Annotated in this window: 12 protein-coding genes; 9 read left to right on the forward strand and 3 right to left on the reverse strand. The window is 68.0% G+C overall.

Annotated elements, in window-relative coordinates; translation table 11 throughout:
- The first annotated feature begins 52 nt into the window (after positions 1-52).
- The 3 genes from uvrC to yvcK are packed head-to-tail and all read left to right on the forward strand — an operon-like array spanning position 53 to position 3,885.
- Positions 53-2,029, forward strand: coding sequence for an excinuclease ABC subunit UvrC (uvrC, locus tag ACIRON_RS21385; protein ID WP_402995262.1), 1,977 nt, complete (start codon positions 53-55; stop codon positions 2,027-2,029).
- A gap of 3 nt (positions 2,030-2,032) precedes the next feature.
- On the forward strand, positions 2,033-2,899 hold the full coding sequence (rapZ, locus tag ACIRON_RS21390; protein WP_091041005.1) for an RNase adapter RapZ: 867 nt from the start codon (positions 2,033-2,035) through the stop codon (positions 2,897-2,899).
- A 2-nt stretch (positions 2,900-2,901) separates the two neighbouring features.
- Positions 2,902-3,885, forward strand: coding sequence for a uridine diphosphate-N-acetylglucosamine-binding protein YvcK (yvcK, locus tag ACIRON_RS21395; RefSeq protein ID WP_402995264.1), 984 nt, complete (start codon positions 2,902-2,904; stop codon positions 3,883-3,885).
- On the opposite strand, the gene ACIRON_RS21400 is transcribed toward yvcK, so the two are convergent.
- Positions 3,882-4,331 (reverse strand): hypothetical protein, encoded by a 450-nt coding sequence (locus tag ACIRON_RS21400; protein ID WP_402995266.1) that lies wholly within the window; start codon positions 4,329-4,331, stop codon positions 3,882-3,884. The two genes, yvcK and ACIRON_RS21400, sit on opposite strands and share 4 nt — an antisense overlap.
- Before the next feature lie 104 nt (positions 4,332-4,435).
- Here ACIRON_RS21400 and whiA point away from each other — a divergent pair, with 104 nt between their 5' ends.
- From whiA to ACIRON_RS21430, 6 genes are all read left to right on the forward strand, one after another.
- Complete coding sequence (gene whiA, locus ACIRON_RS21405) at positions 4,436-5,422, forward strand: DNA-binding protein WhiA (protein ID WP_045547796.1); 987 nt, start codon at positions 4,436-4,438, stop codon at positions 5,420-5,422.
- A 186-nt stretch (positions 5,423-5,608) separates the two neighbouring features.
- Complete coding sequence (gap, locus tag ACIRON_RS21410; protein WP_402995268.1) at positions 5,609-6,607, forward strand: type I glyceraldehyde-3-phosphate dehydrogenase; 999 nt, start codon at positions 5,609-5,611, stop codon at positions 6,605-6,607.
- Between the two features lie 38 nt (positions 6,608-6,645).
- On the forward strand, positions 6,646-7,869 hold the full coding sequence (locus ACIRON_RS21415) for a phosphoglycerate kinase (RefSeq protein ID WP_402995270.1): 1,224 nt from the start codon (positions 6,646-6,648) through the stop codon (positions 7,867-7,869).
- Positions 7,869-8,678, forward strand: a complete 810-nt coding sequence (gene tpiA / locus ACIRON_RS21420) for a triose-phosphate isomerase (RefSeq protein WP_402995272.1) — start codon at positions 7,869-7,871, stop codon at positions 8,676-8,678. The genes ACIRON_RS21415 and tpiA overlap by 1 nt, the downstream gene beginning before the upstream one ends.
- A gap of 43 nt (positions 8,679-8,721) precedes the next feature.
- Entirely contained in the window at positions 8,722-8,952 is a 231-nt protein-coding gene (gene secG / locus ACIRON_RS21425; protein WP_008357155.1) for a preprotein translocase subunit SecG, read from the forward strand.
- 132 nt (positions 8,953-9,084) lie between these two features.
- A complete protein-coding gene (locus ACIRON_RS21430) occupies positions 9,085-9,444 on the forward strand; it encodes an RNA polymerase-binding protein RbpA (protein ID WP_008357153.1) in 360 nt (119 codons plus the stop codon).
- Positions 9,445-9,681: 237 nt separating this feature from the next.
- Here ACIRON_RS21430 and ACIRON_RS21435 read toward each other — a convergent pair whose 3' ends face one another.
- Together ACIRON_RS21435 and ACIRON_RS21440 are read right to left on the reverse strand one after the other, a co-directional pair.
- Positions 9,682-10,650 (reverse strand): hypothetical protein, encoded by a 969-nt coding sequence (locus ACIRON_RS21435; RefSeq protein ID WP_402995275.1) that lies wholly within the window; start codon positions 10,648-10,650, stop codon positions 9,682-9,684.
- A gap of 175 nt (positions 10,651-10,825) precedes the next feature.
- Positions 10,826-12,010 carry an endonuclease gene (locus ACIRON_RS21440; protein WP_402995277.1) on the reverse strand — a complete coding sequence of 395 codons (1,185 nt, stop codon included), beginning with the start codon at positions 12,008-12,010 and terminating at the stop codon, positions 10,826-10,828.
- Positions 12,011-12,065 lie beyond the last annotated feature (55 nt).

Below are 12,065 nucleotides of genomic sequence, written 5' to 3' on the forward strand. Positions count from 1 at the left end.
CGCCGTCCTGCCTGCGACGAGACTGTCGGTGCCCGCTACTAGGGTTGGGAACGTGCCCGATCCGCAGAGCTATCGCCCCAAAGCTGGAGACATCCCCACCCAGCCCGGGGTCTACCGGTTCCGCGATCCCAAGGGGCGGGTGATCTATGTCGGCAAGGCGATCAACCTGCGTCAGCGGCTCGCGAACTACTTCCAGCCGATCCCGTCGCTGCACCCACGCACCGCCACGATGGTGACGACCGCGGCCAGCGTCGAGTGGACGACGGTCAACAACGACATCGAGGCGCTCCAGCTCGAATACACCTGGATCAAGGAGTTCGACCCGCGGTTCAACGTCAAGTACCGCGACGACAAGTCCTACCCGTGGCTCGCGGTCACCGTCTCCGAGGATTTCCCGCGGGTCATGGTCGGCCGCGGCGCGAAGCGCAAGGGCACCCGCTACTTTGGCCCCTACGGCCACGCCTGGGCGATCCGCGAGACCGTCGACATCCTGCTGCGCGTCTTCCCCATGCGCAGCTGCTCCAACGGCGTCTTCAAGCGCTCCCAGCAGATCGGCCGCCCCTGTCTGCTCGGCTACATCGACAAGTGCACCGCGCCCTGCGTCGGCAACATCTCCGCCGAGGAGCACCGCGAGATCGTCGACGACTTCTGCGACTTCATGGCCGGTCACACCTCGACCTTCACCAAGCGGATCGAGAAGGAGATGTACGCCGCCTCCGAGGCCCTCGACTTCGAGAAGGCCGCGCGGCTGCGTGACGACCTCGCCGCGATGCAGCGTGCCCTGGAGAAGCAGGCCGTCGTGCTCGGCGACGGTGCCGACGCCGACGTGATCGCCTTGGCCGAGGACCCGCTCGAGGTCGGCGTGCAGATCTTCTACGTACGCGGCGGCCGGATCAAGGGCCAGCGCGGCTGGGTCGCCGACCGGATGGACGAGGCCGACACCGCCGGTCTGGTCGAGCACTTCCTGCTCCAGCTCTACGCCGGGGAGGACGCCGAGGCGATCCCGCGCGAGATCCTGGTCCCCGCGCTGCCGCCGGAGCACGAGACCTTCGAGGAGCTCCTCTCCGACGTGCGCGGGGCGAAGGTCCGGATCCGGGTCCCGCAGCGCGGTGACAAGAAGACGCTCCAGGAGACCGTGGAGAACAACGCCAAGCAGGCGCTCGCGCTCCACAAGACCAAGCGCGCCAGCGACCTGACCACCCGCAACCGGGCGCTGGAGGAGATCCAGGAGGCGCTCGAGCTCGACGAGGTGCCGCTGCGGATCGAGTGCTACGACATCTCCCACCTGCAGGGCACCGAGATCGTGGCCAGCATGGTGGTCTTCGAGGACGGGCTGGCCCGCAAGTCGGAGTACCGCCGGTTCATCATCAAGGGCCAGGACGGCTCCGACGACGTCAAGGCGATGCACGAGGTGATCACCCGGCGGTTCAAGCGGCTGCTCGACGAGCAGTCCACATCGATCGTGTCGACAGAGGTGGAGGGGGCAAACGGCCCGATGCTGGTCGACCCCGAGACCGGTCGGCCTCGTAAGTTCGCCTACGCGCCCGGCCTGGTGGTCGTCGACGGCGGCGCGCCTCAGGTGGCGGCCGCCCAGCGGGCCCTGACCGAGCTCGGGATCAACGACATCCCGGTGGTCGGGCTGGCGAAGCGGCTGGAGGAAGTCTGGGTCCCTGACGAGGAGGACCCGGTGATCCTCCCGAGGTCGAGCGAGGGGCTCTACCTGCTGCAGCGGGTCCGTGACGAGGCGCACCGGTTCGCGATCACCCACCACCGCGGACGACGCAGCAAGTCGATGGTGGAGAGCCTGCTCGACGACGTACCCGGTCTCGGCGAGGTGCGCCGCAAGACGCTGATGAAGCACTTCGGCTCGCTCAAGAAGCTCCGGGCGGCGACCGTCGAGGAGATCGCCCTGGTGCCGGGCATCGGCCCCTCGACCGCGACAGCGATCAAGACCGCTGTGGAGCAGACGGCGAAGAATGGCAAGGTTAGCGCCATCAACGTCACCACCGGCGAGATCATCGAGGAGTAGGTCATGCACAAGGGGGAGGTCGTCGTCATCACCGGCATGACCGGTGCCGGGCGGAGCACCGCCGCCAAGGAGCTGGAGGATCTCGGCTACTACGTCGTCGACAACCTGCCGCCGAGCCTGCTCCCGCAGGTGGTCGAGCGGGTCGACGCGGCCCGCGGCCCGGAGCAGCCGGTGGCGGTCGTGACCGACGTACGTTCGGGGTCCTTCTTCGCCGAGCTCGAGGAGATCGTGGCGAAGGGAGCCACCGGGCGGCGTACGACCCTGGTCTTCCTCGACGCCGCCGACGACACGCTGGTCCGCCGCCAGGAGGCCGCTCGGCGTCCGCACCCGATGCAGCGGGGCAACGAGCGTCTGCTGGACGCGCTCGAGCGGGAGCGGGTGGTGCTGGCCAACCTGCGTGGCGCCGCCGACCTGGTCATCGACACGACCCAGCTCAACGTGCACCAGCTCACCGCGCGGATCGCGGAGGCGTTCGGCACCCCGGAGCGGACGACGCTGAAGGTGTCGGTGGTGAGCTTCGGGTTCAAGTACGGCATCCCGGTCGACGCCGACTTCATGGCCGACATGCGTTTCCTGCCCAACCCGCACTGGGTGCCCGAGCTCAAGGACGGCAACGGACGCGACAACCCCGACGTCGCCGCGTACGTCTACTCGCGCCCTGGTGCGGAGGAGTTCCTGAGCGGGTATGTTCCGGTGCTCATCGGAGTGACCAAGGGCTACCTCCACGAAGGAAAGAGGTTCATGCGCGTGGCGATCGGGTGCACGGGCGGCAAGCACCGCAGCGTGGCGATGGCGGAGGAGATCTCCAGGCGGCTGCGAGATGCGGGCCTGGACGCGAAGGCGATCCACCGAGACCTCGGGCGGGAGTGAGAGTGGCCGGGGCCGACCGACCCGGGGCAGATGCCCAGGCCGTCGTCGCCCTGGGGGGAGGGCACGGACTGCATGCGTCGCTGAGCGCACTGCGGCTGCTGGTCGACGACCTGACCGTCGACCAGCTCACCGCGATCGTCACGGTCGCCGACAACGGCGGCTCGAGCGGCCGGTTGAGGCGAGAGTTCGGCGTGCTCCCGCCGGGAGACCTGCGGATGGCGCTCGCCGCGCTGTGCGGCGCGGACCGCTGGGACGACACCTGGGCGCAGGTGCTGCAGCACCGCTTCGCCGGCGAGGGCGAGATGCGTGGCCACAACCTCGGCAACCTGCTGATCGTCGGCCTGTGGGAGCAGCTCGGCGACCACGTCGAGGCCCTCGACTGGGTCGGCCGCCTGCTGGGCGCCAAGGGCAGGGTCCTGCCGATGGCGCTGGTGCCGATGGACATCGTCGCCGACGTACGCGGCCTGGTGCCCGGGTCTCCTGCGGCCCTCACGTCGGTGCAGGGCCAGGTCGAGGTCGCCAGCACCGACGGGATCATCGAGTCGATCCGGCTGATCCCGGACAACCCGCCTGCCGCACCAGACGCGGTGGCGGCGATCCGCGAGGCGGAGTGGGTGTTCCTGGGCCCCGGCTCCTGGTTCACCTCGGTCCTGCCGCACCTGATGGTCCGGGCGCTGCGCGAGGCCCTGGTCGCGACCTCCGCCAAGATCGTCGTCGTGCTCAACCTCGGTGAGCAGCCGGGGGAGACCACCGGCTTCGGACCCGCCGAACATCTCTCGGTCCTCCTCGATCACGCCCCCGACCTCCGCATCCACACCGTCCTCGTCGACGCGTCGATGGACCGGCTCGACGAGCTCTCGACGCTGGTGGAGAAGGTCGGGGCTCGGGTCGTGATCGCCGACGTCGCCCTCGGGGACGGCACACCTCGCCACGATCCCACCCGCCTCGCCTCGGCCTTCGCCGAGGTGATGGGGGAGAGCTACTAGGGAATCTCCGCGGGCACCGCCCGGCGGCGAAGGAGCTCGCGCGGCCACAGGCTCAGCATCACGGCCCCGAGGGTGGTCAGGATGGCTCCGTCGAGCTGGAAACCCCAGTCCGGGGTCCCGGCACGCTCCTCGAGATAGGGCGCCCCCGCGACGAGCGAGCCGATGCCGCCGACCAGCAGGAGCAGGCCGAGACCGACCGGCGGGATCGCGCTCCACACGTCGGTGAACGCGGGCGGCTGCCGGACGAGCCCGACCACGCTCCAGACGAGTCCGGCCAGCAGCAGTAGCTCGATCCCGACGAACAACGACAGCCCCAGGAACCCGCCGTCTCGATACTCCCTCGAGGTCAGCGTGCCGAACGGGGTCGGGCCGCAGCAGAGCACGAGGAACCAGGCCCAGCCCAGGTCCCGGCTGGTCGTGCTGGGTACGGGTGGGGGTAACGGCACAGCTGCGTAGGCTAGGTCATCACGCCTCGCCGTACAGCCATTTCGGGGTAGATCGATATGGAACCGATTCGAGGGTCGTTGACATCAATGAAAGACTCTCCCGCATGGCGATGACGGGACAGGTGAAGGCCGAGCTGGCCTCCACTCAGATCACCAAGACATGCTGCCGCAAGGCAGAGGTTGCCTCGACGTTGAGGTTCGCTGGGGGGATCCACATCGTGGCCGGCAGGATCGTGGTCGAGGCTGAGCTCGACACCGGTCTGGCCGCCAGGAGACTGAAGCGAGACATCGCCGACGTCTTCGGTCACGAGGCAGAGGTGGCTCTCATCCAGGCGAGCGGGCTTCGTAAGGGCAGCCGCTACATCGTGCGCGTGGTCAAGGACGGTGAGGCGCTGGCGCGCCAGACCGGCCTTCTCGACCAGCGCGGACGGCCGGTGCGGGGTCTTCCGCCTGCTGTCGTCTCAGGCGGGGCCTGCGACGCGGTGGCCGCCTGGCGCGGTGCCTTCCTGGCCCACGGCTCGCTCACCGAGCCGGGTCGCTCCTCCTCGATGGAGGTGACCTGCCCGGGTTCGGAGTCGGCGCTGGCGCTGGTCGGCGTGGCCAGGAGGATCGGCATCTCCGCCAAGCCCCGTGAGGTACGCGGCGTGGACCGCGTCGTCATCCGCGACGGTGACGCGATCGGGCAGCTGCTGACCCGCCTGGGCGCCCACGAGTCGCTGATGGCCTGGGAGGAGCGCCGGATGCGCCGTGAGGTCCGCGCCACCGCCAACCGGCTGGCCAACTTCGACGACGCCAACCTGCGCCGTTCGGCCCGTGCCGCCGTCGCCGCCGGGGCCCGCGTCGAGCGTGCCCTGGAGATCCTCGGCGAGGACATCCCCGACCACCTGCGCCAGGCCGGCAAGCTCCGTCTGGAGCACAAGCAGGCCTCCCTCGAGGAACTCGGACAGCTCCACGACCCGGTGCTGACCAAGGACGCCATCGCCGGCCGCATCCGCCGTCTGCTGGCGATGGCCGACAAGCGGGCCGAGGAGCTCGGCATCCCTGACACCGAGGCGTCCCTGACTGCGGAGATGCTGGCCGAGGACGCCTAGGAAGCGCCCCCAGATTCCAGAAACCGGCCCGAGCCCCTCGACTGATCGAGGGGCTCGGGCCGTTTGCTACTCGTCCGTCTTTTGGAACGATCCAACCCAGTCTCCCGCTGTTCAGAGGGCCTGGGTAGTGTCGGCGTCAGCGGGTGATCCCGCGCACAATCTTTTCGACGCGAACCAGGAGTCCACGTGACAGTTCGAGTAGGCATCAACGGGTTCGGCCGGATCGGCCGCAACTTCTTCCGCGCGGTGCGCGCCTCCGACCTCGACATCGAGATCGTCGGGGTCAACGACCTCAGCGACAACGCAACCCTCGCGACGCTGCTGAAGTACGACTCGATCCTCGGCCCGCTCGACGCCGAGGTGTCCGCCACCGAGGACGCGATCGTCGTCGACGGCAAGGAGATCAAGGCGTACGCAGAGCGCGACCCGGCCAACCTCAAGTGGTCCGACCTCGGTGTCGACGTCGTGATCGAGTCCACCGGCTTCTTCACCGACGCGACCAAGGCCCGCGCCCACGTCGACCACGGCGGCGCGAAGAAGGTCATCATCTCCGCCCCCGCCAAGAACGAGGACGCCACCATCGTGATGGGCGTCAACGAGTCGATCTACGACGCCGCGGCCCACACCGTCATCTCCAACGCCTCCTGCACCACCAACTGCCTGGCGCCGCTGGCCAACGCGCTGCACAACGGCGTCGGCATCAACCGCGGTCTGATGACGACCGTCCACGCCTACACCGCCGACCAGAACCTGCAGGACAACATCCACAAGGACCTGCGTCGCGCCCGTGCCGCCGCGATCAACGTGGTGCCCACCTCGACCGGTGCCGCCAAGGCGATCGGCCTGGTGCTGCCGGAGCTGAAGGGCAAGCTCGACGGCTACGCGCTGCGCGTGCCGACCCCGACCGGCTCGATCGTCGACCTCTCCTTCGAGGCCTCGCGCGAGACCTCGGTCGAGGAGATCAACGCGATCATGGAGAAGGCCGCCGACGGGAAGTACCTCGTCTACTCGACCGACCCGATCGTCTCCTCCGACATCGTGACCAACCCGGCGTCCTCGATCTTCGACGCTCCGCTGACCAAGGTGATCGGCAACCAGGTCAAGGTCGCGGCCTGGTACGACAACGAGTGGGGCTACTCCAACCGGCTCGGTGACCTGGTGGCGTACGTTGGTGCGAGCCTGTGACCCAGCGAGGGTCCTCACAGGTTAGTGTCTAGCCCGTTATGTCTCTGAATCTCACGCAGCTCATCGAGCAGGGTGTCGCCGGCAAGCGAGTTCTCGTGCGCTCCGACCTCAACGTCCCGCTGGAAGGCACCACGATCACCGACGACGGTCGTATCCGTGCCTCGGTGCCCACGATCAAGACGCTGGCCGACGCCGGCGCCAGGGTCGTGGTGGTCGCCCACCTCGGTCGGCCGAAGGGGGAGCCGGACCCGGCCTACTCGCTGGCCCCTGTGGCCACCCGTCTCGGCGAGCTGCTCGGTGCCGAGGTCGCCTTCGCGACCGACACCGTCGGCGACTCCGCCGCCTCGGTCGTCGGTGGCCTCGCCGACGGCCAGGTCGCTCTGCTGGAGAACGTACGCTTCAACGCCGGTGAGACCAGCAAGGACGACCACGAGCGGGCGACCTTCGCTGCCGAGCTCGCCGCGCTGGCCGATGCCTTCGTCTCCGACGGCTTCGGCGTGGTCCACCGCAAGCAGGCCTCGGTCTACGACGTCGCCAAGCTGCTCCCGAGCGCGCAGGGCGACCTGGTGGCCGCCGAGATCGACGTGCTGAAGCGGCTCACCGAGACCCCCGAGCGTCCCTACGTGGTCGTCCTCGGTGGCTCGAAGGTCTCCGACAAGCTCGGCGTGATCGACAACCTTCTCGGCAAGGCGGACAAGCTGCTCATCGGGGGCGGCATGGTCTTCACCTTCCTCAAGGCCCAGGGCTACGAGGTCGGTCAGTCGCTGCTCGAGGAGGACCAGATCCTCACCGTGCTCGGCTACCTCGAGCGCGCCGAGGAGATCGGCGTCGAGATCCTGCTGCCGACCGATGTCGTGGTCGCCGACTCCTTCGGCGACGAGGCGTCCGCGCGAGTGGTCGCGGCCAACGCGATCCCGTCCGAGTCGCTCGGGCTCGACATCGGCCCGGAGTCCGCGCAGACCTACGCGGCCGCGCTCGAGGGCGCGAAGACGGTCTTCTGGAACGGTCCGATGGGCGTCTTCGAGCAGGCCGCCTTCGCCGAGGGCACCCGCACGGTCGCCCAGGCACTGACCACGATCGACGGGCTCTCGGTGGTCGGCGGCGGCGACTCGGCCGCGGCGATCCGCCAGCTCGGGTTCGCCGATGACCAGTTCGGTCACATCTCTACCGGCGGCGGCGCGTCGCTCGAATACCTGGAGGGCAAGACCCTTCCGGGCGTCGCCGTGCTGGATGAGTCGACCGTGGTCGGAGGACTGGGCTGATGGCGGCCAAGAAGCCGGCCTCGGGGCGCACCCCGCTCATCGCCGGCAACTGGAAGATGAACCTCAACCACCAAGAAGCGGTGGTCCTGGTCCAGAAGCTCGCCTGGACGCTCTCCGACAAGCGCCACGACTTCGCGGCCGTGGAGGTGGCGGTCTTCCCGCCGTTCACCGATATCCGTTCGGTGCAGACGCTGGTCGACGGCGACAAGATGCGCATCACCTACGGCGCCCAGAACGTCTCGACCCAGGAGTCCGGCGCCTTCACCGGCGAGGTCTCGGCCGCGATGCTGGCCAAGCTCGGCTGCTCCTACGTGATCGTGGGTCACTCCGAGCGTCGCGAGCACTACGGCGAGACCGACGAGATCGTCGCGCTCAAGGCCAAGATCGCGCTCAAGCACAAGATGATCCCGATCGTCTGCGTCGGCGAGGGTCTCGACGTACGCCAGGCCGGCAACCACCTCGACCATTGCACCGCCCAGGTCGAGGGCTCGCTGGCCGGGCTCACCGACGCCGAGGTCGGCCAGGTCGTGATCGCCTACGAGCCGGTCTGGGCGATCGGCACGGGGGAGACCGCCACCGCGCAGGACGCCCAGGAGGTCTGCGCCGGCATCCGCGACCAGCTCGAGAAGAGCTACGGTGCGGAGATCGCCGGGGGCGTACGCATCCTCTACGGCGGCTCCGTGAAGCCCAACAACGTGGCCGCGCTGATGCAGGAGGCCGACGTGGACGGGGCGCTGGTCGGCGGGGCGAGCCTCTCGGTCGAGGACTTCGCGGCGATCTCCCGCTACTACGACCTGCCAGTTCTCTAGGCCAGTGCTGTAGGTTTCGGGCTCTCCAGATAGGATTTCAGACGTGGAACTTCTCTTCACCATCATCCTGGTCATCGCGAGCGCGCTGATGATCCTGCTCGTGCTGCTTCACAAGGGCCGCGGTGGCGGACTCTCCGACATGTTCGGTGGCGGTGTCTCGAGCTCGCTGGGTGGATCTTCGGTCGTCGAGCGCAACCTCGACCGACTCACCATCGGCATCGGAGTCATCTGGTTCGCCTGTGTGATCGCGCTCGGCCTGCTGATGGCCTACTGAAACATTCCCCTTCAGCGCACGCGCGATAGCGTCTAAACTCATCGACGCTGGACGGAGATTTTGCCGTCCGATTCCCCCAAAGTGGCCTCTCGGGGCTGCGAACTTTAAGTTGAGAGAGGACACCGCAGCACCATGGCAGGTGGAGGGAACGCGATTCGGGGCTCCCGAGTCGGTGCTGGGCCGATGGGTGAGGCGGAGCGCGGCGAGGCTGCGCCGCGGAAGGCCGTCACCTACTTTTGCGCCAACGCACATCGCTCGGTCATCACCTTCGCCGTCGAGGCGACGCCACCGGACTCCTGGGACTGCCCCAAGTGTGGGCTCCCGGCTGGTCTGGACGAGGAGAACGCGCCCCCGGCGCCGAAGATCGAGCCTTACAAGACCCACCTCGCCTACGTGAAGGAGCGCCGCTCCGACGCCGAGGCCGAGGACATCCTGGAGGAGGCAATCGCCCTCCTCCGCTCCCGCCGCAAGTCCGGCGAGATCATCTTCTGAAGCACCGCCGAGTCGGCGCATCTGTCCCGCACAGAGGCGCCGACTCGGCGCATTTGTCCCACGTCAGGAAGCCGAGTCGGCGCGTTCTGACCAAGATCCGCGCCGAGTCGGCTCGTTCTGACCAAGATCCGCGCCGAGTCGGCTCGTTCTGACCAAGATCCGCGCCGAGTCGGCTCGTTATGACGCGCCGACTCGGCCTTGAATGTGGTCAGGACGGGACGACTCGGCCTTGGTCAGTCAGGCGGCCGCGACGTCGTTGAGGCGTTGATAGGCGCGGTCACGCAGCCGCCGCAGCCGTACGCCGGGGTCAGCGAGTCTGCGAAACGTGTCGTCCTTGCTGAAGACCTCGATGAGCCAGCCGTCGTCGATCATCGCTGCTCGTCGTGTCCGGTCGTGCTCCAACTGGTCGGGGGCGCTGTGCCATTCGGCCCCGTCGTACTCGACGCCTATCCTCAGATCTTCGTTACCGAGGTCGAGGCGTCCGAGGAATCGGCTTCCTCGACGGACCTCGAGCTGGGGTACGAGATCGAGACCCCTCACCTCCTTCGACCAGATCCGCAGCACCGACTCCGGAGGTGACTCGGCGCGGCCATCGGCGAGCGGTCCGACCGCCCTCAGCGTGGTGACGTACCGCTGTCCACGGAACCTGTTGATTCCGGCGAGGAACTCGTCGCAGTCGTAGAGACCGAGCCGGTGCATCTGGTCGATCGCGGCGACAGCCCGCTCAGGCCAACGCACCCGACCGACATCCCAGGCGGTGCGGAGCGCGCTGGTGACCAGCAGGCCCCCGATCTCGATGATGTCGTCGTCGCGGAATGTGCGTTCGCCGCTGGCAGCGAGGTCGTTGCGCAGACGTCCGCGGCCGGCGGGGAGGAAGACGGAGAGCGGCTGCAGGTCGAGGTGTTCACCGGGAGCGAGCATCATGTCGGCGCCGAGAAGCCACCCGGCGTGCCGATCGACCACCACCGCGTCCTTGGGTACGACAAGCTTGAGCCCGGCGACCCGCAGTTCGAGCGAGTCGCCCATCTCCGTCGCGACATAGACGCCCTTGATCAAGCGGCGGATGAGGCCCAGGTGTACGAGTTCGCGTAGCTGCCGGTAGGTCACGCCCGATTCGAGCGCCATTCTGGCGGTGAACGGCAGCGTTGCTGTCAGTGGAAAGTCGGGGCCGAGCGTACGGGTGAACTGCATCTGTTCGATATCCATGCGTCCCAGCATGAGCGGGACCACCGACATTTGACCTCGAGCGCCGAGTCGGCTCGTTATGACGAGCCGACTCGGCGCTCGATCTGGTCAGGATGAGCCGACTCGGTGCTGGATCTGGTCAGGATGAGCCGACTCGGTGCTGGATCTGGTCAGGATGAGCCGACTCGGCGGGGGGTTAGCAGGTTGGGCCGAAGATGGACTCGGCGTACTCCGGGTGGTCGACGAAGGGGTTCCGGTTGTGCTGGAAACTCTCGTAGACGGTGTTGTTGCGGGTGCGTTCGGCTGCGGTGACCGGGTCGGCGTTGTGCCAGCCGAGCAGTACGCAGACCTTGCCGAGGTAGTTGGTCGAGCCGTTGATGGAGTTGTTGACCTCGAGGTCGGCGAAGCCGTCGTCGCCGTTGTAGCGCACGGCCATGTAGAGGATGCCGCGGGCGAGGTCGCCCTTGACGCTGTCACGAGGCTCGAAGGAGTCGGAGTCGGTCCAGCAGTCGCTGCACTCCGAGACCGCCGACCCGCCGAGGTCGAAGTCCTTGTTGCCGCGGGTGGAGTTGACGGTGACGTCCTCGGGGCGCAGATGGTGCACGTCGGTGCCGGGGCCGTTGCTCGTGCCGAAGTTGCCATGGCTCTGCGGCCAGGTGTGCTCGCGGTTCCAGTTGTTGGAGTCGCCGCCGTTGTTGGTCTTCGGTGTGGAGACGCCGGAGTAGAACTCGATCACGTTCGAGGAGTTGTTCGGGTCCTGGTCGAGGACCTTGAGCGCCTCCCAGACCGCGCTGTAGGACAGCGTGGTGTGGCCGTCGATGATGTTGTGCAGCGCCGACTTCAGCGACGGGCCGGACAGGCCGGCGGCCGAGTCGTAGTAGCCCGCCGGGATACCGGGGTCCGCGGTCGGGGTGGCTGTCGGGATCGGAGTCGGGTTCGGCGTGGAACCGGCGAACGCGAAGGCGGTGGCGTTCTTGTGGCCGGGATGGGAGAAGTACGCCGTCAGGGTGCCGGTCACATCGATCTGACGCCCCTTCAGGCCGGGGTTGGACCGAAGGCCCCACGCGCTGCGGAACGCATCGGGGATCTGCACGTAGAGCATCTTGGACGTGCTGGTCTCCACGGCCGAGTCAGCGATCGCGAGAGCGTAGTCGTTGGGGTAGTTGCTGGTCACGACCGTGTTGGTCGCTGTGGGCTGGCCGACGACGTAGCCGCGTACGGTCGCCGTGGAGCCGTTCTGGGTGGCGATCGCCGTGGTGACGTTGATCGTGGCCGCCTGGGCCGGGGCGGTCGTGATCACGACCGCCATGAGGCTCGCCAAGGCGAGGGCAACGAGGCTGGCCAGGGTGAGGCCGAGCCGCCGAGAGACGCTGAAGGACATGCTCGGATGGTGGCAGTCGACAGGTGTCCACGGAACCCGCTGCGGGAAAGATTTA

This window comes from Nocardioides sp. NPDC101246 (assembly GCF_044767415.1).
GTDB lineage: Bacteria > Actinomycetota > Actinomycetes > Propionibacteriales > Nocardioidaceae > Nocardioides.